The organism is Endozoicomonas sp. ALB032, from assembly GCF_049310125.1.
GTDB lineage: Bacteria > Pseudomonadota > Gammaproteobacteria > Pseudomonadales > Endozoicomonadaceae > Endozoicomonas_A.
In genome coordinates this window covers 3861226-3884596 of the sequence record NZ_JBLYNW010000001.1, presented here as the reverse complement: position 1 = coordinate 3884596, position 23371 = coordinate 3861226, and the positions used below count along the sequence as shown (strand labels likewise).

The following is a 23371-nucleotide window of genomic DNA, read 5'->3' as shown; positions in this document are numbered from 1 at the left end:
TTTTTTATCGCTGGACGCTTTACCGCTCAGGCTTTAAACAAAGCTTCTGCCCCTGATAAAGAAAAAGCCGGAAAAATCCAGCCTTTTCTATAGGGAGGGATGAGTCAGGTTTACTTAGACCCAGCGCCCAGTGCCCTGAACTCTTTTTCAAAACGCTTGGTTTCTTTCTTGGACAATCCACCCAGAACATTGACCGCATGGCGCAGACGGGCACGAGTCATGTCGGCACCGAGAATGGCCATAGAATCCATTACCGACCAGGAGTTCGGTGTCCCGGCAATGGCGATAAAGATTGAAGGATTAAAATCTCCCAGCTTCAATCCCATCTCCCCGGCAAGGGTTTTCACTTCAGCAAAGATATTTTCTTTGTTCCACTGCCTGAGCTGCTCCAGTCTCCAAAGGGTGAACTGCAGCACTTTCTTTACCTCAGCCAACGCAAGCTTTTTATGTATAAAGTCTTCTTCTGACAGCTCTAACATGCCAGAGAACATAAAGCTGGCCATGGGAGCAAAGTCAGCCAGAGTTTCGACACGCCCCTGGGCGAAAGGCAGGAACTTCATAATGTAGTCGCTGTTGAGCAACCATTTATGAAGGCGATCGGCAAACTGCTCGGTGCTCAGATCCTCACGAATCCAACTGGCGTTCAGCCACGACAGTTTTTCCTGGTCAAAAATCGGACCACCCAGGGAAATACGCTGGATGTCAAAGTTTTCAACCATCTCTTCCAGGTTAAACTTCTCGCGCTCATCCGGCATCGACCAACCCATACGAGCCAGGTAATTCAGCAGCGCTTCTGGCAGGTAGCCGGCATCCCGATAATAGGTAATACTGGTTGGATTCTTGCGTTTGGATAGCTTGCTCTTGTCCGGATTTCGCAGCAGTGGCATGTGGCAGAGCTTTGGCATTTCCCACTCAAAGTATTGATAAAGCAGCTGGTGCTTGGGTGCAGAACTGATCCACTCTTCACCCCTGATGACATGAGTAATACCCATCAGGTGATCGTCGACCACATTAGCCAGATGGTAAGTAGGCATACCGTCTGCTTTAACCAGAACCTGCATATCCACCTGAGACCATTCAATTTCGATGGTGCCACGCAACATATCTTCTACTTTGCTACTGCCTTGAGAAGGTACCTTCATGCGAATAACATGGGGCTCGCCTGCAGCCATCTTGCTCTGCACTTCTTCTTCAGACAAATGCAGACAGTGACCATCATAACCTGAGCCCTGTTTGGTTTCAGCCTGCTCTGCTCTCAGGGCATCCAGACGCTCAGCGCTGCAGAAGCAACGAAAAGCATGCCCTTTATCAAGCAGCGCTTGCGCGTGCTCGTCGTAAATTTCACGTCTTTCACTTTGACGATAAGGGCCATGAGGACCGCCCACATCAGGGCCTTCATCCCAGTTCAGCCCCAGCCAGCGCAAAGAGTCGAGAATCTGCTGTTCAGATTCAGCGGTACTTCGCGCCTGATCAGTGTCTTCTATGCGAAGCAGAAACTGCCCACCCTGACTTTTGGCGAAAGCCATATTAAACAGGGCAATATAGGCCGTTCCCACATGGGGATCGCCGGTAGGTGAGGGAGCTACGCGAGTACGAACAGTCATGATCTACTAATGAGTAAAGTTTTAAGTGGCCGCTAGTCTACACCCTGCAGGGCCGCATCGACAACGAATCAACGACCGGTTAATACTTGAGGCCAACAATCCGTTCATTAGCGTTGCTGCTTATTATTGCTTTCACGATGAATCATTAAAAGGGTTATCCCCCCAGCTTTTTCATAGCTTCTCTAACTATGATGTAGTGTTGATTGACACCCAGCTTTCTCATCAGCCAGTTTACTGTAGTGCCCTGAACCAGAAGAGAGAACAAAATCACAGCCAGAGTCATGTCCATAATCAGTTTTTTCTCGGGAATACTGTCAGGAATCGACAGCATCAGTGCAACAGGCACTACACCTCTCAAACCACCCCAAAACATAATGGCTTTGATTTTGTTATCCACCGGACGCCCCACCGGCAGGCGGTTAGATATGGGCAGGAGCAGATAGACGACGACCAAACGACCAATCAAAACAGAAGCAATGGCGATCAACAGGTAAGGGTAATAGTACTGTAAGTGGTCCAGATTTCTGAATAACAGGTTTTCTTTCATCCCCAAAAGCAGGAAAATCAGGCTGTTAGCAATAAAGGCCACAAACTCCCAAAAAGGCGTAATAAAGCTGCGCACCTGTTGAGACAATACTTTTCCTGAATTGGATCGAGTAACGATACCCGCAGCAATAGTTGACATAACACCGGATACTCCCAGAACGTGGTCAGCAACGATAAAGCTGCTATACGCCAGGATAGTGGTATGAGCAATCTGCACAAAGGGCTCGTTTCTGCCCAGCTTCAATAGCCAGTCCATACCGATACCCATGACCAAACCAACCAGTATTCCGCCAAAGAAGATTTCGATAAATGACCAGACTCCGTCGAACAGAACACCGACGCCGAGGCCGCCACCGGCCTGAATAACCGCCAGGACAATCCCGAAGATAACAATTGCTGTGGCATCATTAAACAGACTCTCTGCATCCATCAGCATAGACATTCGAGCCGGCGCTCCAACTTCCTTGAACAGGGCAATAACGGCAACGGGGTCCGTTGCAGAAATCAGCGCCCCGAACAGCATAGCTCCAGCGAGACTGAGAGGAGTCAGCACATTCATGATGACCCCAACCACCAGCATAGAAAGGATTACGCCAAATATGGCCAGATTCAACACCGAAGTCATCTCACGAAACAGATATGGAGGCTTTATGTTGATAGCCGCATCAAATATCAACACCGGAAGCAGGATATACATGATCAGATCATGGGACAGTTCGACCTTTAATAAGGGCCCCAATACGTCAGTGTATTGCGCCAGAATTCCCAGAGCCATGCCGATTACTACCAGACCAATGGTATAAGGAAACCGCAATTTTTTTAGTAATATGGCTGAGCTGGTGGCAAGCAGCAGCAGAGCAGCCAGTATCAGGACCTGTGTAGCAAGGCCGGTTTCATGCATATCAAAACCTCTGAAAACGATTCAATGAGACATCAGGATTATGTCGATTCGGGTAGACCAGGAAGAACAATTGCGCCTGAGGTACCAAGGAAAAATAGCATCCCACAGAGGAATTGACAGCTCAACCAGGAGACTGGTGCAGAGCTTACATCAGCCGTTAACTCCATAGGTTACAAAGACGTAAAGGTGAAGACAATCAGACATCTTAAAATTCAGTATTGTGCTCAACCAGTTTAAAATACAAGCGTTACCCTAATCAGAACCTCAACATGCACATCACACTGAAACAGCTCAAGACATTCCGGGCTGTCGCAAGTCTCGGACAGGTTCGCCTGGCTGCCCAACAGCTTAACCTTTCTCAACCCGCTACCAGCATGGCCCTTGCCGAGCTGGAGAATCAGCTGGGCTGCCAGCTTTTTGACCGCACTGGCAACAAGCTCCTGATCAATCACCAGGGCGAGCTACTCATGCCTCTGGCCTCCGAGTTACTGGATCGGACGTCTGAAATAGAAACTCTGTTTAGAGATCTGCAAAACACCGAATCGGGTCATCTTCGAATCGGTGCAAGTACCACAATTGGCAACTATTTGTTACCCGATATTCTGGCCCGGTTCAGTGCAGACTTTCCCAGGATCAGCTTTAACATGGATATCCGTAATACCGAGACCATCATCAAGCGGGTAACCAGTTTTGACCTGGATATTGGCTGTGTAGAGGGTCCCTGCCAGCATGAAGATATTGACGTCATCCCCTGGAAAGAAGATGAACTGCTGGTCATCTGCAGCCCTGACAACCCTATAGCTAAACGGGGGGAAATCTCACTGGAAGAACTCAATCACCAGCAGTGGATTCTCAGGGAACCGGGCTCTGGCACCCGAAATATTTTTGATCAACATCTGAGCCAAAAGCTGACTGACCTGCCTATCAAGATGGAACTAAACCAGTCAGAAGCCATCAAAAAGCTGGTACAGTACGGTCAGGGCATCGGCTGCCTGTCCCGGCTTTGCGTCAGCCATGAACTGGAGCTGGGCGAACTGGTTGCTGTCAAAATCTCCGGAATCACCATGAAAAGAACCCTCTCTCTGTTGCTTCACAGGAAAAAGTATCAGAGCCAGATCATTCAACTGATACTGAAAGCTCTTCGCTGACAGAAGCCGGAATATTGACTATTTTAAGTGAGCTACTGATGAACAGCGTACAAGGATACTATTTTGCAGCTCACGGCAAAGCCTTCACACTCACAACCGCTTTTTACCAGCAAGACCATCTGGAATATTGTTTTTCTGATTCTGGCATTCTGGTTGGCCAAAGCTAATGCCTCCGAGTCTGAAGAGACCGAGCCTGCATCGAAAATAAGCAATGCAGAGCTGGAAAAGCTGGATGTCAATGAACTGAAAATGACTGTGCTTACGGACATCTCCAGCACAATAATCAGTGACGAAGAGCTTGCCAGCAGTATCAAGACCAACATCGCAAGCCTGGTCATCAGCCCCCTCATGCTCACACCTGAAGTTCAGGTTGTCGGCAGTGATGAGTTCACACGCCCAATAGCTGTCAGTTTTCAGAAAACCTTTGAGCAGAGCTTGATGAATATGCTTGATGAAGCCCTCCTCAGTCATGCAATAGCGATTATCCACACCCGCAAACCGACCACCCCGCTATGCAATCCTGTGGGCAAAGCACTCAGACAAACCATGTCAGCTTCCATGCAGGATGACCCGCACCGGGTTAAAACCATTCAGGACAGGACTTTCACCCTGCGCAGAATGGCGCAGAAAGGTTCACCTGTGGAGCTTTATGTGGCGTACACCAAAGGCGGTCTGGATAAACGCTCGCCCGAGGAACAGCAGATTTATAAAAAAGAGGTTAATAACACTGCCAATTCCAGTCTCCGTGACAAAGAGATGACCTGCACTGAAATGCCTGATGAAATAGTAGGCGCCTCCTACTTACTGACCACTAAACGAGGAAACACGCTCTTCTTTAGCACTAATGGTACTCAGGCGGCGGATGCTGCTGGCAGTACTGTCTGGAGATTCTGGTTCGGAAGTTTGAAAGATGCTTCCGTCGAAAAGCGTTACAAAGAAGTGATCAAGTACCTCAAAGAAGGTGGTCTGGATATTCCTGTTAAGTAATTGTACCTGAATCGGCCAGTTACCCCCCCTCACTACGATGACAAAGCCCTGACAGGTGATTAGAATCCGCAAACTAAAATTGGTAAACCGCCCCAGATAACTTAAGTATTATGCACAAAGTCATTGAAACCCCGGATGCACCACCTGCCATTGGCCCATACTCCCAGGGGATTCAGTTTGGCAACCTGATTTTCACCTCCGGCCAGCTGCCCATTGAGCCTGAGACCGGAGTAATGTCTGAAGACACCAAAGAACAGGCTCATCAGTGTCTGAAAAATCTAAAGTCTGTTCTGGAAGCCGCAGGCAGCAGCCTGAATAAGGTCAAGAAAGCGACGGTGTTCGTAAAAGATATGAATGACTTCACTGATATCAATGAAGTTTACAAGCAGTACTTTACCTTCCCTTTCCCTGCTCGCAGTTTGGTAGAAGTGGCTCGCCTGCCCAAAGATGTGAAGGTAGAAATTGAAGTCATTGCCACCACTGAGTAGTCAGTTGCGTCAGTAAGGGGGCCTGAACGCCCCCAGTGCTTCACCACATCAAATCGTCCGGAATTTCATAATCCGCGTACCACTCCTGCTCTTCTTGGGTCAGCTCGCTCTGACTTTCAGACTGAACAACCACAGCAGCAGGTTGACGCTCTTCAATCTTTCTGGCCACTGTTGCGGGAATCACCCGATACTCTTCCTCGTCTGCCTGACTCAGAATACCGATCGCATAAAGCCCCCGACTCAGTCTGTTTTGCATGTCTTCAGAGACATAGATCTTTTTAACCTTGCCATCCACCACAAAGTTATAACCCACATCACCGACTTCCCGGGGAATAGTGTTCATCTCAATGAGCTGACAAACCTGTGCAGCAAACGCCTTTTTCTGACGTTCTTCCTCCAGTTTGCGATTGAGCTCACGATCACGTTCTATCTGGTCGGCTTTCTGCTTTTCCAGTTCAATACGGCGTTTTTCCTGATCGGTCAGCTCACCAGTCTTGGCAGCCTGCTTCTTCTTTTTCTTATTACTGGATTTGGCTTTCAATGCCTGTTGTTTGGTTGCCAGACCAGCGCCCATCAGCTGGTCTCTTAATGATTTACTCATGGATTGCTCAAAATAGATGGATCGAAGATGGATAAAATCTCAGGAGTGATATCTTAGCAGCCGCGTGATTTCGGAGCCAGCCGAACTCTGGTAGATAAGACACATGCCTTCAACAGAGGGCTTGCAGTTGAGCATTCAGGTGTTTGAAAATAGGCCACTAAACTCTGGAAAGCAGTCACGGGTGACGCTAACAATGAAAAACAACATCACACTGATCGGTATGCCAGGCGCTGGAAAAAGTACTATTGGTATTATTCTGGCCAAAGATCTGGCCTTTGGCTTTCTGGATACCGATGTACTGATCCAGATCAGCCAACAGAAAACCCTGCAGGATATTGTTGACGGATCAGGCTATATGTCTCTTCGAGACATTGAAGAAGCAGAACTGCTCAAAGTTAATCTTAAACGGCACATCATTGCCACCGGGGGCTCAGCCGTTTACAGCGAAGCCGCCATGAAACATCTTGCTAAAGAATCGGTCATCGTCTTTCTGGATCTGGACCTTGAGCAGATTCGTCAGCGCATTCATAACTTTGATACACGAGGTATCGCTCGTGCAGAAGATCAAACCATTGAGGATCTGTTTGAAGAACGGGTGATGCTTTACAAGAAATACGCAGATGTAACTATCGATTGCCGTACCCTCTGTCAGGACTCGCTGGCACTGGAAATCATTGAGCAGGTTAAACCACTTCTTCAAACAGATTGAGTGATCACAACTACCCGGGGAAAAACAGCAGATAACAAAAAGCCCATGACAGATATTCCGACATGGGCTTTTTTACGCTAACAGACTGTCAATCAGTGAATATCTTTCCAGTATTCGCGCTTGAGCAGCAGAGCTACGATGAAGAGCAGAACCAGGAACAACAAGACATAGATACCCAGCTGCTGACGCTTCTGCTTCACAGGCTCAGCAGAGTATGACAGGAAGTTGGTCAAGTCATACATCGCCTGATCGTATTCAGCCGGAGTCAGGGAGCCTTTGCGCTCAGGATCCACAACCAGACCACAAATCTTCTCACCGGTCAGAGGATCACGCTCGGTCGGGCTTGCACCCTGACAGCTGTCAATCTGAACACCTTGAAGCTCCATCAGCACATGAGGCATACCCACGTCAGGGAATACCTTGTTATTCACACCCCACGGACGCTTTGGATCTTCATAAAAAGTACGCAGATAGGTATAGACCCAGTCTTCACCACGTACCCGGGTCACCATGGTCAGATCCGGTGGCGCAGCACCAAACCATACCTTGGCTTCATCCTTGCGCATACCGTTCTTCATAAGATCACCGATCTTGGCAGACTTTGGTACCAGATTTTCCATCATCAGATCGTGTGGAATACCGATATCGTCGGCTACACGCTCGTAGCGCTGGAACTGAGTCGCATGACAGCCCGCACAAAAGTTCTGATAATACATGGCACCACGCTGCAGCGATGCCTTGTCAGAGTGATCAGTCTCAATCGGATCCAGAGGATAACCTGAACCACCCGCCGCAAATCCAAGCACTGGGACCAGCGAAAACAACAGGGTAATTATTGTTTTTTTCATTATCCGGTCACCCTCTCCGGTACAGGTTTGGTTTTTTCCCATCGTGTATAAAACGGCATCAACAGGAAGAATGCGAAGTAATACAGGGTGCAAAGCTGTGCAATCAGTGTGTAGGTTACTGTCGCCGGCTGAGTTCCTAACCAGGTCAGCACCGCAAAGACAATGGCAAACAGGAAGATCCCAACCTTGCTGATAATACCCTTGTAGCGCCAGGATCTGACCCGGCTGCGATCCAGCCATGGCAGGACAAACAAAATAGCAATCGCTGCACCCATCATGATAACACCACCGAGCTTGGAGTCGATCGGACCTATGTCAAAGGTGATCGCACGCAGGATGGAGTAGAAGGCTCCGAAGTACCATACCGGTGCAATATGCGCTGGAGTCTTCAGTGCATCGGCCTGCTCAAAGTTAGCGTACTCAAGGAAGAAGCCACCCATTTCAGGGAAGAAGAACATGACACTACAGAACACAAACAGGAAGACTGCAACCCCTACCAGGTCTTTCACGGTGTAGTATGGGTGAAATGGAATACCATCCAGAGGTACGCCGTCCTTGTCTTTCAGCTTCTTGATATCAACACCGTCAGGGTTGTTGGAACCCACTTCGTGCAGGGCAATGATATGCAAGACCACCAAACCCAGAATAACGATAGGCAGAGCCACAACGTGCAGAGCAAAGAAACGGTTCAGAGTAATACCCGAGATCAGGAAGTCACCCCGGATCCACTGCTGCAGGTCTGGACCAATAACAGGGATAGCACCGAACAGGGAAATGATAACCTGGGCACCCCAGTATGACATCTGACCCCATGGCAGCAGGTAGCCCATAAAGGCTTCAGCCATCAGCGCCAGATAAATGGCCATACCAAAGATCCACACCAACTCCCTTGGAGCTCGGTAAGAGCCGTAGATCAGACCACGGAACATGTGGAGGTAGACAACGATAAAGAAGAAAGATGCGCCGGTAGAGTGCATGTAGCGAATCAGCCAGCCGTATTCCACATCACGCATGATGTATTCAACGGAAGCAAAAGCCTGCTCTGCACTGGGCACGTAACTCATGGTCAGCCAGATACCGGTCAGCAACTGGTTAACCAGAACCAGCAGCGCCAGAGAGCCGAAGAAATACCAGAAGTTAAAATTCTTTGGTGCGTAGTATTTACTGAGATGATCTTCCCAGACCTGGGTGACAGGTAGCCTGGCATTAAGCCAATCCATGAAGTTGCCCATTACGCATTCTCCTCATCTTGGCCGACAATGATGACTGTGTCGCTCTCAAAGGTATAAGGAGGCACTTCCAGATTGGTGGGCGCAGGCACTCCCTTGAATACACGACCAGCCAGATCGAACTTCGAACCATGACATGGGCAGTGGTAACCACCTTTCCATTCAGGGTCAAATTCCATCGGTTTGACTTCAGGCATGTATTTGGGTGAACACCCGAGGTGGGTGCAAAGACCGACCAGAATCAGGTACTCATCCTTCACGGAACGGTACTCATTTGCTGCGTACGCTGGCTGTTCTGATTTCTCGGACCTGGGGTCTCTCAACTTGTCATCCAGAGACCTTATATTATCCAGCATGGCCTGGGTTCGTCTTACCACAAACACAGGCTTACCGCGCCATTCAACTACAATCTGCTGTCCCGGCTCCAACTTGCTGAGGTTCACCTTCACAGGAGCACCAGCAGCCTTTGCTTTGGCACTGGGATTCCATGACTTGATAAAAGGTGTAGCGACCCCAACGGCCCCGGCAGCCCCCACCACCGAAGTCGCAGCCACGAGAAAGCGGCGCCGGCTGTTATTTACGCCGTTGTCACTCATTTAACCTACTCTCCCCATCCAGGCAAATGCCCAAAAACTTCTTTTAATTCACGGGTGGGATATTAGCAGGGAGTACAAGAGTTACGTCTCTTACTAAGAGAAAAATCTTTAAATGACCTTTCTCTCACCCCCTGTCAAAGCCTTGTCTGATTATTTGTCCCACCTAAGCAGCAGAGCGTAATGATACTGGTTTTAGTTTCTATACAAAAGCCTTACATGAAGTTTTCCTTAACCTCTGAATCAAACCCTTACGCCACAGGAACTCCAGCCCCCCCATTGTCCAAGGGCATATTCTATTACATCCAGCCCAGGCCATATTTGTTAAACATCCAACACTGATTAAGTTTGTTTTTTATACAAACAACCTTCGCCAAGGATACAAAACACCAGCGATCGTACCGTTTTCTTTTTTTCAGCCAAAAAAAACGCCCGCATAAAGCGGGCGTTTTCTGCAGCGCCTGAAAACAGGCGCCAGCGACATCAACGCTTGGAGAACTGTGGACGCTTACGCGCTTTGCGCAGACCCACTTTCTTACGTTCAACTTCACGTGCATCACGAGTCACATAGCCAGCTTTACGCAGAGGAGAACGCAGGCTCTCATCGTACTGGATCAGCGCACGAGTGATACCGTGACGGATAGCACCGGCCTGACCGGAACCACCACCACCGTTAACGGTGATTTTAATGTCGAATTTTTCCAGCAATTCGGTCAGTTCCAGAGGCTGGCGAACAACCATACGAGCAGTCTCACGACCGAAGTATTCGTCCAGGCTACGGCCATTGACAGAAATACTGCCAGAACCAGATTTCAGGAAAACGCGAGCGGTAGAAGACTTACGACGTCCGGTACCGTAGTATTGAGTCACTGACATGGCTACCCCCGATTAAATGTCCAGTTTCTGTGGCTGTTGAGCAGCATGCGGATGCTCAGTACCGGCGTAAACTTTCAGCTTACGGTACATGTCGCGACCCAGAGGGCCTTTTGGCAGCATACCTTTAACAGCTTTTTCAATGACCATTTCTGGCTTGTGCGCAATCAGCTTTTCAAAACTGGCTGAACGCAGGCCACCAGGGAAGCCAGTGTGACGGTAATACATTTTGTCAGACGCTTTACGACCAGTAACATGGACCTTCTCTGCATTAACAACAACGATGTAATCGCCAGTGTCAACGTGAGGAGTGTATTCTGGCTTATGCTTGCCGCGCAGACGGGTTGCAATTTCGGTAGCCAGTCGCCCCAGGGTCTTGCCTTCAGCGTCGACCACGAACCAGTCACGTTTTACGGTTTCTGGCTTTGCACTAAAAGTTTTCATTAAATTCGCCTCAGTAGTATTGCTCTCGCAATACCTGTTCTTACTTGGCCGCCCTTCTCAGGGAACTGATCAGGGATCGAAGCAAGGCTAACAGCTCCGGCAACGACCTGTTCAAACATGGGCGCTCAATTGGGAAACGGGAGCGGTATTATATCGTCTGTTCACAGGAATGAAACCCCCTTCCGACACATTAGAGGATTCCTACGTATCCGCTGATACAAATAATCTGCAAATACCCTTGTGAACATTGTAAATCCGGAGTTATTCTGCCATCAGGCTGAAACCTTTGGAGCTTGATTTCAATGGAATACAGAAAACTGGGGCGCACCGATATTAAAGTCAGCGTCCTTTGTCTCGGCACTATGACCTGGGGCGAGCAAAATACCGAACAGGAAGCATTCGCTCAGCTGGATCGAGCTGTGGACTATGGTGTCAATTTCATTGACACTGCAGAAATGTATCCGGTACCGGCCAGGGAAGAAACTTATTCCCTTACAGAATCTATCATTGGCAACTGGATAAAGCAGCGTGGCAAAAGCAATGATCTGGTCATTGCCACCAAGGTCTGCGGCCCCGGCCTGACATATATAGACGGTGGCCGAATGATGACACCGAATCATATCCATAAAGCCATTGACGGCAGCCTGAAACGACTGGGCGTTGAAGCTATTGACCTTTATCAGCTGCACTGGCCTGATCGTAACACCAACTTCTTCGGAAAGCTCGGTTACGCTCACCAGCACGGCTTCGACGGGACGCCGGTAGAAGAAACACTTTCAGCCCTGGATGAACTGGTTAAGGTCGGCAAGATCAAACACTACGGCCTCTCCAATGAAACCCCCTGGGGTGTTATGGAGCACCTCCGTATCAGCAGCGAAAAGCACCTGCCAAGAGCCGTCAGTATTCAAAACCCCTATAATCTGCTGAACCGTTCTTTCGAGGTAGGTCTTGCTGAAATAGCCCACCGTGAGCAGGTCGGTCTTCTGGCATACTCACCATTGGGGTTTGGCGCTCTTTCGGGCAAATACATTGGCGGTGCGCGACCTGAAAACGCTCGATTAACGTTATTCCCTCACTACCAGCGCTATGACTCACCCCAATCTCGCAGGGCCATCGAGGCCTATGTACAGCTGGCAAAAGATTCAGGTCTGGACCCTGCTCAGATGGCACTGGCATTTGTCACATCCCGCCCTTTCCTGACCAGCAACATCATTGGCGCTACCAACCTGGAGCAACTGGAGAGCAACCTCGCTTCCAGTGAATTGCAGCTGTCAGAACCCCTGCTGGAAGAGATTGAAAGCATTCACACCCTGCAGCCGAACCCTGCCCCCTGATTTATTACACCCTTGTTCATCGGGTGTCAGCCTCAATGACACCCAACACCCCTGAAACAACGAGCCTCTTCCAGTGAGCAAAAGGTCAAAACACCGCAAAGCTTCAGGCACTTTCTGAAAGCACGACTCAATCTAGTCAGTCCACCTACTTGAAGGTGAATACTTTTTTGTTAAGAACTGACATCGGCTGGGCAAAAGTCTAAAATCCCCCACATTTCTGATCGGAACTCACCGGAAACCAAAACATGCGTGACTTTATTATCGCCCCCAGCATACTTTCAGCTGACTTTGCCCGTCTTGGAGAAGAGGTGGACAACGTCATTGCCGCTGGAGCTGACTGGGTACACTTTGATGTCATGGATAACCATTACGTGCCCAACCTGACCATTGGCCCCATGGTTTGCAAGGCCCTGAGAAAGCATGGCGTCACAGCTCCCATCGATGTCCACCTGATGGTCAACCCGGTAGACCGCATAATCGGAGATTTTATTGAAGCCGGCGCCAGCATCATCACCTTCCACCCTGAAGCCTCTGATCATATTGATCGCAGCCTGCAGATGATTCGTGAAGGTGGCTGCAAAGCCGGACTGGTATTGAATCCGGCAACCTCTCCCGACGTGATTGAATATGTGATCGACAAACTGGATATGATTCTGCTTATGTCCGTAAACCCGGGCTTTGGTGGCCAGAAATTCATTCCTTCGACTCTGCGCAAACTGCGCCATGCTCGCAAAATGATTGACGACAGTGGGCTGGACATTCGTCTGGAGGTAGACGGCGGCGTCGGTGTACAGAACATTCGCCAGATCGCTGAAGCCGGTGCAGATGCTTTTGTTGCCGGCTCAGCCATCTTCAATGCTGAGGATTATCATGATGTTATCAGCCAAATGCGGACAGAGCTTTCCAAGGCAGAATCCCTCTGAAGCTGACCTCAGGGAGTAGAGTCGCCTGCTGACTCTGTTCCTTCTAAAACCTCGGCCTCTATTACTTCTTCCCTCTGGATATTTGAAAACAATGAAGTTGTTTGAATTGTTGAGCAGTCCCGTTCAATTAATCATGTACGATCTCGATGGCACACTGGTTGATAGTGTTCCCGATCTGGCTATAGCCCTGGATAAAATGCTGACAGAACTCAACCTGCCTGAAGCTGGTGATGAAAAAGCCAGGCTCTGGGTAGGCAATGGTATTCCATCCCTGGTCAAAAGAGCTCTGGCCGATGACATGATGGGAGACCAACCCGGTGTTGTTGAAGAAGGCATCTTTACCAAAGCTATGGAACGGTTCAAACACCACTACGCCATTGAAGTTGGCCAGCACAGCGCTCTTTACCCCGGCGTATTCACCTTCCTCAACCAGATCCACAAGGCGGGCGTCAAACAGGCTGTAGTAACCAACAAATCCGAAATCTTCACCGACTCACTGTTAAAGCATATGGGCATTGACCACTTCTTTGAACTCAGCATAGGTGGTGACAGCCTGAACGAGCAAAAGCCCCACCCGCTGCCCCTTCAGCACACCATGAAGCACTTTGGCTGTACTACGCAGAACAGCCTCATGATCGGGGACTCCAGCAGTGACGTAAAAGCGGCCAGAGCTGCAGATGTAAAAGTGGTGGGCCTTCGCTACGGCTATAACCATGGAGAGCCGATTGAGTCTGCACACCCGGACCTTGTTATCGATAGTCTGACGGATTTGCTATGAAATCTGACCCTGAGCCTGACAGACTGCCAAACTGCAAAGACTCAGGGGAGAGGCAATAAACTACACAATTCAGTAGTCCCAGTGTTTGCATTAACCCTTGCAGTCATATAGTCTTCAACTCTTACTCATACAACTGCGCCCAGAATAATTGCGGAGCCAGCAGTGATAGCAAGTCATTCAGAGACATACATCAATATAAGAGCCACTGAACGGTCAGTGAGACCTTCCACCCCTACCTCAAAGCTTTCCTCCCGGCGATGGCATGGCTGGCCCTGCGCCTGATTAAAAAGCCCCAACTCAGCCAAAACCCTGCGTTTTTTAGTACTTTTTAAACAGCCTGATAATAAAGAGGCCAGTATGACGCCTGAAGCTTTTTCTCGTCTGGCCCGCGAAGGATATAACCGTATTCCTGTAACGCGGGAAATCCTGGCGGATCTGGACACACCCTTGACCACTTACCTGAAGCTGGCCAATGGTCGCTACTCATACCTGCTTGAGTCCGTGGAAGGCGGAGAAAAGTGGGGACGCTACTCAATGATTGGACTACCGTGCAGAACCATACTCCGGGTGTCAGGCTACAACCCCGACTGCAAGGTCACACTGGAAACCGATGGCCAGATTGTTGAAGAGCATAACCCGGAAGATCCTCTGACCTTTATTAAGCAGTTTCAACAGGGCTACAAAGTGGCCGAGCTGCCTGATCTGCCTCGCTTTACCGGCGGACTGGTAGGCTACTTTGCTTACGACACGATCCGTCATATTGAAGAACGGCTGAAACGAACAGCGCCAAAAGATGAGCTAAACAACCCGGACATCATGTTGATGGTTTCTGACGAACTGGTGGTATTTGACAACCTCAGTGGCAAGTTGATTATGGTGACCCATGCTGACCCGGCAGAATCTGCTGCCCTGGAAAAAGCAGAGTTTCGACTGGATGACCTGGTGCGGAGACTGCAAACGACCAATCTACTGCCACCGGCACAGGCTTCACTGAACCCTGCCCGGGAAAATGATTTCAAATCCGGTTTCGGTCAGGATGCCTTTGAAGCTGCAGTAGAAACCATCAAAGAATACATTCTGGCCGGAGACGCTATGCAGGTGGTTCCATCCCAGCGCATGACCATTCCTTTTGACAGCTCACCCCTTAACCTTTACCGGGCTCTGCGCACTACTAACCCATCCCCCTATATGTATTACATGGATCTGGGTGATTTTCATGTCGTAGGCTCATCACCTGAGATTCTTGCCCGTCTTGAAGACGGTGAAGTCACCGTCAGACCTATTGCCGGTACTCGCAAACGCGGTGCCACCGAAGAGCGGGATAAGGCACTGGAACAAGAACTGCTGAATGACCCCAAAGAACTGGCAGAACACCTGATGCTCATCGACCTGGGAAGAAACGACGTTGGGCGTGTAGCTAAAACAGGCAGTGTCAGCCTGACCGACAAGATGATCATTGAACGTTACTCTCACGTTATGCATATCGTATCGAATGTCACCTGTCGTTTAAAAGACGGTATGGATGCCATGGACGTGCTCAAAGCGACACTACCAGCAGGTACACTCAGTGGCGCACCGAAAGTACGTGCCATGGAAATTATTGATGAACTGGAACCTGTCAAGCGCGGGGTTTACGGCGGAGCAGTGGGTTATCTGGCATGGAACGGCAACATGGATACTGCCATTGCCATTCGCACTGCCGTGATCAAAGACCGCAAACTCCACGTTCAGGCTGGTGCGGGCATTGTCGCCGACTCAGTTCCCGAAATGGAATGGAAAGAAACCATGAATAAGGGGCGAGCCCTTTTCAAAGCCGTTGCCATGGCTCAGACAGGTTTGTCTGCTGCTTCCAGCAGCCAGAAGCAGACAGGGGAGCGAAACTAAGATGCTTTTAATGATCGACAACTACGATTCGTTCACCTGGAATCTGGTTCAGTACTTTGGCGAACTGGGTCAGGAAGTGGCAGTGCATCGTAACGACCACATAACTCTGGAACAGATCCAAACCCTAAACCCGGAACGTATAATTATTTCACCCGGCCCCTGCACACCCAATGAGGCCGGTATCTCCATGAAAGCTATTGCTCACTTCAGTGGCAAAAAGCCTATTCTTGGTGTCTGTCTGGGACACCAGAGCATAGGCCAGGTCTTTGGTGGCAAAGTAGTCCGGGCCCGGCAAGTCATGCATGGAAAGGTCTCACCTGTTTATCATAAGGGGCTGGGGGTGTTCACAGGCCTTCCCAACCCGGTCACAACGACCCGCTACCACTCACTGGTTGTTGAAAAAGAGAGCTTGCCAGACTGTTTTGAAATTACCGCCTGGACCCAGCACGAAGATGGCAGCATGAATGAGATCATGGGGATTCGCCACAAGACTCTACCCCTGGAAGGTGTCCAGTTCCATCCGGAATCCATCATGACCGAACGAGGCCACGACATGCTGGAAAATTTTCTGAAGCAATCCTGAAGCAATAAAGCCTTTGGTGACAGAAGCCAGGCCATAGACAACAGACATTCAGACGAACGATTGAGAACACCGACTGGAGCCAGATTACATGAATATTAAAGAGGGCATTTCCCGCGCTGTCAGCCATCTTGACCTGAGCCGTGACGAGATGATGAGCATCATGCGCGACATCATGACAGGCCAGTGCACCAATACCCAGATCGGCTCATTCCTGACCGCCATGCGCATGAAAAGCGAAAGCATTGAAGAAATTACCGGGGCTACCCAGGTACTCAGAGAAATGGTTACTGCGGTTGAAGTTAACGCTGACCACCTGGTGGATATTGTCGGCACCGGTGGAGATGGTGCACACCTGTTCAATGTATCAACAGCTTCCTCGTTTGTCGCCGCCGCCGCCGGTGCCTCTGTTGCCAAGCACGGCAACCGGGGAGTATCCAGTTCCAGCGGCAGTGCTGACCTGCTGGAAAGAGCAGGCATTCAGTTGGACATCAGTCCTGAACAGGTAGCACGCTGTATTGAACATGTGGGCGTAGGCTTCATGTTTGCTCCGGCTCACCACTGTGCCATGAAAAACGTTGTCGGTGTCCGCAGAGAGCTTGGCATAAGAACCTTCTTCAACATCCTGGGACCTATGTCCAACCCCGCCAGTGTAAAAAACCTTGTCATCGGTGTGTTTACCCGTGAACTCTGCCGCCCTATGGCCGAGGTTCTGCGCGAGCTGGGCAACAAGCACATCATGGTCGTACACTCTATGGATGGTCTGGACGAAATCAGTATCGCCAGCGAAACTTTTATAGCTGAGCTGAAAGATGGCGAAATTCATGAATACGTGATCAAGCCAGAGAACTTTGGCATTGAATCCCGGAGCCTGATCGGGTTGAGTGTAGAAGGTTCCGGGGACTCACTGGCGCTAATCAGGGATGCCCTGGGTAAACGGGAAGGCGAATACGCCAGCAAAGCGGCAGACATGATCGCGCTGAACGCTGGTGCGGCCATTTATGTTTCCGGTGTCGCCACCAGTCTGCAGGAAGGGATAGCCATGGCACAGGATGCTATTGCCAGCGGGCTGGGCCTGGAAAAAATGCGTGAGCTGGCCAGCTTCACACAAGTGATTGCGGAGGGGTAACAATGTCTATGCCAACCATCCTCAACACAATTGTTGAGAGAAAACGTGAAGAAGTCGCAGAGCGTCAGGCAACACTGTCCATGCAGGAGGTTATTACCAGAGCCCGTCACACTGAAGAGTCCCGTGGCTTTGCCAAAAGCCTGGAAGCCCGGACAGAAGCCCGGCAGGCAGCGATCATTGCCGAAATCAAAAAAGCGTCTCCCAGCAAGGGGGTGATTCGCGAAAATTTTGATCCGGCCAGCATTGCCCGGAGCTATGAAAAAGCGGGCGCCAGCTGCCTGTCCGTATTGACTGACAGGGACTTTTTCCAGGGTGCTGAAAGCTACCTTCAGGAAGCCCGCTCAGCCTGTGCCCTGCCTGTTTTGCGCAAAGACTTTATGATCGATCCATGGCAGATTTATGAATCCCGCATGATTGGTGCAGACTGCATCCTGCTGATCGCTGCCTGTCTCACAGACGGTGAACTTCAGGAGTTCAGCAGTACTGCCCTGGACCTGGGGATGGATGTTCTGGTAGAGGTCCATGGTGCCGATGAGCTGGAACGTGCTTTACCTCTGGAAGGTACATTGCTGGGCATCAATAACCGAAACCTGCATACTTTTGAAGTCACATTGGACAATACGTTCTCTCTGCTTACTGAGATTCCGGAAGGCAGAAAAGTGATTACAGAAAGCGGCATCCATACAACAGAAGACGTTGATAGTATGTTTTCGAAGGGTGTAAACAGCTTCCTGGTCGGTGAAGCATTTATGCGTCAGGAAGATCCGGGTGACGGGTTGAAAAAACTGTTTAGTCAATACCTTTAACGCCTTAGATTGAGGACCAGCAGCCAAGATCAAACTGTTTTCTACCCAGGCATCAGAGGCTGTCGCAATACTGCCTCCAGCCCCCAGGAGCCTGTCGGACTTAAGACTGTCCTACACGGCAACTGCTCCTGCGTTGCTCTAGCTCCTGCATCCATGCAGTCGTGCGGTTGCGATAAATTGGTCTAAAAATCCTTGTTTCTTCGTCAAATAGCTCGCTATTCCCCTCAGAAACAGAAATTTTTATCCTCAATTTCTTGCAATCCTCGCTACGGACGCTTAAGTCCGACAGGCTCCTGGCCCGGGTTTCGTCTGCTCAAGCAGAAGCTCTCAAAGCCCAACGGATAACTACTTGATGACCCCGCAGGCAATCCTTGAATCGGCGCCTTCTGGCGTGTTATTGCCAATGACAGCAGTGCCGGAGTGGATAACCAGCGAGCGCTCTTTCAGATCAGTCAGTTTCAAATTCTTGGCAACCACCGGAACTGTGGCGAAGCCCTTGTCGTCTACATCAAGCATGGGCAGATCATCAAGAGCACCTCCGGCTGCCAGGGCCGCCTGCATCACGTCATTTTTGGAGCCCGGTTCGCAGCTGGGGTTTTCATGAACACGGAAACCATGCTCTCCGGGCGGCAGGTCATAAAGATTGGGTGTCAACTGCACCCCTCCTCCGGAGGCTTCAGAAACAGTCACTGTTCCCAGTTCTGCTCCTACACCGGAAGGAGAAACCTGATTCACCATGACCGTATAGCTTTCATTGGAGGTACAGGCAGAAAGCATAGCTGCCACGACTACTACACCCGATAGCGCACTGACTTTATTGAACATGATTGCCAACTCCAGGAGAAATGGGATTGTAAAACAGCAATATAGCCATGCTTATTCGGGTTTACTTAATACAGTGCCTTAAAAAACAGGCTTTTTATGGTTTTATTCCAAAAAAACTCATTGACATTCCCGACCGTTATTATGTTGCTTCCGACTCACCAGCATCACGTTTCTTATCAGCCAGAGCCGTTATGGCTCCTGCTCACAGAGCGTACATTAACAGGATGGTTAGCCTGACATCCTGCTGCTGAGGTAAGATAGCGGCTTGATACCCATTGGATTTGGATAAAAGACGATGGGGATATTTTTCTGGCTGCTCTTATGAAGCCTCCACCCCAAGCTCCCGACCTTCAAAGCTTGTGGGTTTGAGACTGAGAGCCCTCTTCAAGAAAGGAAAGACGCTGTAATGAAAGCACAAGTCAAATGGGTGGATCAGGAACGTTTTCTGGGACTGACTGACAGTAATAACTCCGTTGTCATGGACGCAGATAGAGCGGTTAAATCCGCACCCAGCCCAATGGAACTGATCCTGATGGGCCTGGGTGGCTGCTCATCTGTTGATGTGATCGGTATTCTGAAAAAAGCTCGCCAGAAGGTCGTTGACTGCCACGTCGATATTCAGGCTGAACGTGCCGACTCTGTACCTGCTGTCTTCACCAAAATTCACCTCAACTTTGTCGTTAAAGGCACCGCAGTAAAAGAATCCCATGTTGAGCGTGCAATAGAACTGTCTGCAGATAAGTATTGCTCGGTTGCCAGGATGCTGGGTAAGGGTGATGTAGAAATCACCCACAGCTTTGAGATTATTGAAGCCTGAGTCACAGGCATGGCTCGTCAGCCCGGAGGCCAGCTCATCTGACGACCACCAATCAGGTGGAGATGAATGTGGTAAACCGACTGACAGCCATGACTATTACAGTTCATCACCGTTCTGTAGCCGTCTTCGGCAAAACCTTCATCTTTAGCGATCTGACTGGCCACCAGCGCCATTTTCCCCAAAACTGCCTGATCTTCCGGAGTGGCATCGTTAAGTGTTGCGATATGCTTCCTGGGAATGACCTGAACATGAACGGGGCCCTGGGGATTGATATCCCTGAACGCAAGAACATCGTCGTCTTCGTAGACCTTGTCGACGGGGATCTCCCCTTCGACTATCTTGCAGAAAAGACAGCTCATTAATTGACCTCCGGGCCTTTGAGTCGAAAAACTGAATTAAGCCTATCATCAGATTCCTTAGCCCGAAAGGCTCCTGTTGCACTACTCAATTCTGTCTTCCCAAAGCAGCGTCGATCCTACGACAGCAGCTGGCATGACCAGCAAGTTGACAAAAGGAATCAGCATAACCAGAGTGACGGCTGTACCAAAACCCCAGACGTAATTTCGATCCTGCTTCAGACGTTCCAGCATATCATTAAACGACACCCCCCTGTTGTCCGCAGCATAGTCACAGTATTGGATCGACATCATCCAGCTGTTGAACAGAAACCAGAGCACAGGGGTGACGAGGTTCACCACGGGAATAAAGGATAAAATTAACAGAACCACAGCCTTGGGCAGGTAGTAGATGAGTTTTCTGACCTCCCGGCCTACGGCTCTGGGTAACAGGGTCAGCCAGTCTTTCAACTCGTATTCCGGCAGGTCTGACTTGCAATGAAGGTTCTGAACTTTTTCGGCAAGAAGCCCATTGAAGGGTGCCGCGATAAAGTTCCCAACGATGGTAAAAGTAAAAAAGACCACTCCCAGCATGGCCAGGAATAACAGAGGCCAGAGCAGGAATTCAAGGAAAGACAGCCAGTCAGGCAACCAGTTAAGCAGCTGCTCCATCAGCACGCTCATTTGCTGAAGACCGAAATAGATCAGGAATCCAAACACCAGAATATTAACGGTCAGGGGAATCAAGACAAACAGGCGGATGGCCGGATCGGGAAGATAGGATAGACCCTTGAGGAAATAACCGGGTCCACTTCCCGGTGCAGGCGATGGCATGGCAGAGTTCCTTTTATTGATGTTAAGTACCTAACCAGTTGGTTTCGCATATTCTGGACGGCGGCTTTTTCCATCCTTCTGCGTTCCAACTCTAGTTGCGTAGCTATGGCTACGCGCCCGTCGTTGCGCCTTGAAGGATGAAAAAATCCACTCGCCAGAATATGCGAAACCAACTGGCCAGGTACTTACACAACTGCTGACAATTGGCAGTGAAGTTAATGACGAACAAAGGCCAATCGCTGAAGAGATTCTGGTTCTCGTCAGCACAAGCCGTTATTATTCACACAGTTTAACGAATTATGAAGCCTTTACCGTCAGAGATTTTCTTTGTCTCTGACAGTCATTCCTGAACGAGGAGTAAAATGTGAGTGAAGCCAAGCACGTCCAGCTGCTGATTCTGGGTTCCGGTCCTGCAGGATATACAGCTGCGGTTTACGCTGCCAGGGCAAACCTGAAGCCGGTTATGATCACTGGTATGCAACAGGGCGGGCAGTTGACAACCACTACCGACGTGGACAACTGGCCAGGAGGCCCCGAAGGTCTTCAGGGACCCGGCCTGATGGAAGATATGCGCATCCATGCAGAACGCTTTGGTACCGAAATCATCTTTGATCATATCGAAGAAGTCGATCTGAGCAAGAAGCCATACACCCTGAAAGGTAGCGATACCTACACCTGTGATTCCCTGATTATCAGCACGGGTGCCAGCGCCCGCTACCTGGGCCTGGACAGTGAAGAAGCCTTCAAGGGCAGAGGGGTTTCTGCCTGTGCCACCTGTGATGGATTCTTCTACAAAAACAAGGACGTCGTGGTAGTGGGTGGCGGTAATACTGCTGTCGAGGAGGCCCTCTATCTTTCCAACATTGCAAAGAAAGTGACACTCATTCACCGTCGCAAGGGTTTCCGTGCAGAAAAAATTCTGCAGGACAAGATGATCGACCGGGTAGAAAACGGCAACATGGAGCTGGCCCTTGACGCCACATTGGATGAGGTACTGGGAGATAGCATGGGCGTGACAGGCGTTCGCATCAAGGATGTGAATACTGGCGAGACCCGCGAAATCAACGCTGAAGGCTGCTTCATTGCCATCGGCCATACACCGAATACCGGTATTTTTGAAGGCCAGCTGGAAATGAAAGACGGCTACATTAAAGTCAACAGTGGTTCAGAAGGCAACGCAACACTGACTTCCAAAGAAGGCGTATTCGCTGCGGGTGACGTTATGGATCACGTTTACCGTCAGGCTATTACCTCTGCCGGCACTGGCTGTATGGCTGCCCTGGATGCTGAAAAATACCTTGACTCTCTGTCCTGATCACAGTGCCCCGCCATTGAGGCTGTCGTAAAGCTCTGCCATACTCTCAGGCCGTTTGGGTCGCGGCCCGGGAGCGGAGGGTGGAGTCTTGCGTCGGCTTCTGTTGTCGGCTTGCAGGCTTAAGAGAGATCAGGAGGTTTTCTGGCTACTCACCGCCTCTTGAGCTTCAGTTGTTACCATGAAGTCTTCAGACAGGGTGCCTTTCTCATCCGGAGCTGTCGTCTTGGGTGCATAGTCCAGCGGCTGCTCCAGAGGCTTCGCACGTTCGTTATGACGCTTGGGAATCTGACCCGACAACAGAGCTGTGCTGCTGATCAGAGAATCACTGAGCTTGTTCTTGACTCTGTCATCGTTACACAGTGAATCGGCTCCGTTAGCCATATGCTCATAGACATCTTTATAGCTGTCCGTCAGCTTGTTGATCAGGTGAGCCGTTGTGTTGAAATGATCGGCTACGTTATCCTGATACTGCTTGAAATCAGCTTCCAGTTCGATCAGCTGAGCTTCCATTTTGCCTCGATCCGAACGGGGGCCTGCCAACAGATGATACAAAAGTGCGCCACCGGTCATACCCGCCAGAAATGCCAAACTGCCTAAAAACCAAAGTACATTCACATTTTCCACAGCATCGCCTCATTGGGTGGAACATTTCACGTCCTTTATTGCTGTCAAAGTTATAATCTTTTATGCGCAAAGTATAGAGCGGTTGTGTAACATCGGGATGCCAAAACATACCTTGTCCTGCTGAAGCCGGAAGGATACATTGTGCTCCGTTATTCCAGACTGCGGCAATGATGGCAGCTCGACTTATGCCTGCCGATACAGGAATGGGCCGGAACT

At 49.9% G+C, this 23371-nt stretch carries 25 protein-coding genes; 13 read left to right on the top strand and 12 right to left on the bottom strand.

Annotation, left to right across the window (positions count from 1 at the left end; translation table 11 throughout):
• Window positions 1-110 precede the first annotated feature (110 nt).
• Window positions 111-1604 (bottom strand): glutamate--tRNA ligase, encoded by a 1494-nt coding sequence (gltX, locus tag ACO6VG_RS14700; RefSeq protein ID WP_422133006.1) that lies wholly within the window; start codon window positions 1602-1604, stop codon window positions 111-113.
• Window positions 1605-1758: 154 nt separating this feature from the next.
• Window positions 1759-3051: a cation:proton antiporter gene (locus ACO6VG_RS14695; protein ID WP_422133005.1), complete on the bottom strand. Its 1293-nt coding sequence runs from the start codon at window positions 3049-3051 to the stop codon at window positions 1759-1761.
• Window positions 3052-3320: 269 nt separating this feature from the next.
• Here ACO6VG_RS14695 and ACO6VG_RS14690 point away from each other — a divergent pair, with 269 nt between their 5' ends.
• The 3 genes from ACO6VG_RS14690 to ACO6VG_RS14680 all read left to right on the top strand — a co-directional run bounded on the left by ACO6VG_RS14690 (window position 3321) and on the right by ACO6VG_RS14680 (window position 5674).
• Window positions 3321-4199, top strand: coding sequence for a LysR family transcriptional regulator (locus ACO6VG_RS14690; protein ID WP_422133004.1), 879 nt, complete (start codon window positions 3321-3323; stop codon window positions 4197-4199).
• A 63-nt stretch (window positions 4200-4262) separates the two neighbouring features.
• A complete protein-coding gene (locus ACO6VG_RS14685; RefSeq protein ID WP_422474456.1) occupies window positions 4263-5186 on the top strand; it encodes a hypothetical protein in 924 nt (307 codons plus the stop codon).
• A gap of 110 nt (window positions 5187-5296) precedes the next feature.
• Complete coding sequence (locus ACO6VG_RS14680; RefSeq protein ID WP_422133002.1) at window positions 5297-5674, top strand: RidA family protein; 378 nt, start codon at window positions 5297-5299, stop codon at window positions 5672-5674.
• Between the two features lie 40 nt (window positions 5675-5714).
• Here the strand turns inward: ACO6VG_RS14680 and ACO6VG_RS14675 are convergent, their stop codons facing one another.
• On the bottom strand, window positions 5715-6275 hold the full coding sequence (locus ACO6VG_RS14675; RefSeq protein ID WP_422133001.1) for a DUF2058 domain-containing protein: 561 nt from the start codon (window positions 6273-6275) through the stop codon (window positions 5715-5717).
• A 193-nt stretch (window positions 6276-6468) separates the two neighbouring features.
• On the opposite strand from ACO6VG_RS14675, the gene ACO6VG_RS14670 reads away from it, so the two are divergent.
• On the top strand, window positions 6469-6984 hold the full coding sequence (locus ACO6VG_RS14670) for a shikimate kinase (RefSeq protein ID WP_422133000.1): 516 nt from the start codon (window positions 6469-6471) through the stop codon (window positions 6982-6984).
• A 92-nt stretch (window positions 6985-7076) separates the two neighbouring features.
• On the opposite strand, the gene ACO6VG_RS14665 is transcribed toward ACO6VG_RS14670, so the two are convergent.
• From ACO6VG_RS14665 to rplM, 5 genes are all read right to left on the bottom strand, one after another.
• Window positions 7077-7832 (bottom strand): cytochrome c1, encoded by a 756-nt coding sequence (locus ACO6VG_RS14665; protein ID WP_422132999.1) that lies wholly within the window; start codon window positions 7830-7832, stop codon window positions 7077-7079.
• Entirely contained in the window at window positions 7832-9064 is a 1233-nt protein-coding gene (locus tag ACO6VG_RS14660; RefSeq protein WP_317142580.1) for a cytochrome b, read from the bottom strand. Before ACO6VG_RS14660 ends, ACO6VG_RS14665 begins: the two co-directional genes overlap by 1 nt.
• A complete protein-coding gene (gene petA, locus ACO6VG_RS14655; RefSeq protein ID WP_422132998.1) occupies window positions 9064-9657 on the bottom strand; it encodes a ubiquinol-cytochrome c reductase iron-sulfur subunit in 594 nt (197 codons plus the stop codon). Before petA ends, ACO6VG_RS14660 begins: the two co-directional genes overlap by 1 nt.
• Window positions 9658-10137: 480 nt before the next feature.
• On the bottom strand, window positions 10138-10530 hold the full coding sequence (gene rpsI, locus ACO6VG_RS14650; RefSeq protein ID WP_252176279.1) for a 30S ribosomal protein S9: 393 nt from the start codon (window positions 10528-10530) through the stop codon (window positions 10138-10140).
• 12 nt (window positions 10531-10542) lie between these two features.
• On the bottom strand, window positions 10543-10971 hold the full coding sequence (gene rplM, locus ACO6VG_RS14645; protein WP_252176280.1) for a 50S ribosomal protein L13: 429 nt from the start codon (window positions 10969-10971) through the stop codon (window positions 10543-10545).
• A gap of 302 nt (window positions 10972-11273) precedes the next feature.
• Between rplM and ACO6VG_RS14640 the strand changes: the two genes are divergently transcribed.
• From ACO6VG_RS14640 to trpC, 7 genes are all read left to right on the top strand, one after another.
• The gene (locus ACO6VG_RS14640; protein WP_422474454.1) at window positions 11274-12305 is read left to right on the top strand and encodes an NADP(H)-dependent aldo-keto reductase; all 1032 of its coding nucleotides are present in this window, start codon (window positions 11274-11276) and stop codon (window positions 12303-12305) included.
• Window positions 12306-12550: 245 nt separating this feature from the next.
• A complete protein-coding gene (rpe, locus tag ACO6VG_RS14635; RefSeq protein WP_422474452.1) occupies window positions 12551-13228 on the top strand; it encodes a ribulose-phosphate 3-epimerase in 678 nt (225 codons plus the stop codon).
• Window positions 13229-13319: 91 nt separating this feature from the next.
• The gene (locus ACO6VG_RS14630) at window positions 13320-14006 is read left to right on the top strand and encodes a phosphoglycolate phosphatase (RefSeq protein ID WP_422412230.1); all 687 of its coding nucleotides are present in this window, start codon (window positions 13320-13322) and stop codon (window positions 14004-14006) included.
• A gap of 357 nt (window positions 14007-14363) precedes the next feature.
• Entirely contained in the window at window positions 14364-15890 is a 1527-nt protein-coding gene (trpE, locus tag ACO6VG_RS14625; protein WP_422132994.1) for an anthranilate synthase component I, read from the top strand.
• A gap of 1 nt (window position 15891) precedes the next feature.
• A complete protein-coding gene (locus ACO6VG_RS14620) occupies window positions 15892-16473 on the top strand; it encodes an aminodeoxychorismate/anthranilate synthase component II (RefSeq protein WP_422474450.1) in 582 nt (193 codons plus the stop codon).
• 88 nt (window positions 16474-16561) lie between these two features.
• Entirely contained in the window at window positions 16562-17599 is a 1038-nt protein-coding gene (gene trpD, locus ACO6VG_RS14615) for an anthranilate phosphoribosyltransferase (protein ID WP_422132992.1), read from the top strand.
• 2 nt (window positions 17600-17601) lie between these two features.
• On the top strand, window positions 17602-18405 hold the full coding sequence (trpC, locus tag ACO6VG_RS14610) for an indole-3-glycerol phosphate synthase TrpC (protein WP_422132991.1): 804 nt from the start codon (window positions 17602-17604) through the stop codon (window positions 18403-18405).
• A 345-nt stretch (window positions 18406-18750) separates the two neighbouring features.
• On the opposite strand, the gene ACO6VG_RS14605 is transcribed toward trpC, so the two are convergent.
• The gene (locus ACO6VG_RS14605; RefSeq protein ID WP_422132990.1) at window positions 18751-19230 is read right to left on the bottom strand and encodes a superoxide dismutase family protein; all 480 of its coding nucleotides are present in this window, start codon (window positions 19228-19230) and stop codon (window positions 18751-18753) included.
• Between the two features lie 406 nt (window positions 19231-19636).
• Here ACO6VG_RS14605 and ACO6VG_RS14600 point away from each other — a divergent pair, with 406 nt between their 5' ends.
• Window positions 19637-20047: an OsmC family protein gene (locus ACO6VG_RS14600; RefSeq protein ID WP_422474448.1), complete on the top strand. Its 411-nt coding sequence runs from the start codon at window positions 19637-19639 to the stop codon at window positions 20045-20047.
• Window positions 20048-20064: 17 nt separating this feature from the next.
• On the opposite strand, the gene ACO6VG_RS14595 is transcribed toward ACO6VG_RS14600, so the two are convergent.
• Both ACO6VG_RS14595 and cysZ read right to left on the bottom strand, forming a co-directional pair.
• Entirely contained in the window at window positions 20065-20406 is a 342-nt protein-coding gene (locus tag ACO6VG_RS14595; RefSeq protein ID WP_422132988.1) for a histidine triad nucleotide-binding protein, read from the bottom strand.
• An 81-nt stretch (window positions 20407-20487) separates the two neighbouring features.
• Entirely contained in the window at window positions 20488-21216 is a 729-nt protein-coding gene (cysZ, locus tag ACO6VG_RS14590) for a sulfate transporter CysZ (RefSeq protein WP_422474446.1), read from the bottom strand.
• A 364-nt stretch (window positions 21217-21580) separates the two neighbouring features.
• On the opposite strand from cysZ, the gene trxB reads away from it, so the two are divergent.
• Window positions 21581-22531 carry a thioredoxin-disulfide reductase gene (gene trxB / locus ACO6VG_RS14585; protein WP_422132986.1) on the top strand — a complete coding sequence of 317 codons (951 nt, stop codon included), beginning with the start codon at window positions 21581-21583 and terminating at the stop codon, window positions 22529-22531.
• Window positions 22532-22660: 129 nt separating this feature from the next.
• Here trxB and ACO6VG_RS14580 read toward each other — a convergent pair whose 3' ends face one another.
• Window positions 22661-23155: a YhcB family protein gene (locus ACO6VG_RS14580; protein WP_422137470.1), complete on the bottom strand. Its 495-nt coding sequence runs from the start codon at window positions 23153-23155 to the stop codon at window positions 22661-22663.
• Window positions 23156-23371 lie beyond the last annotated feature (216 nt).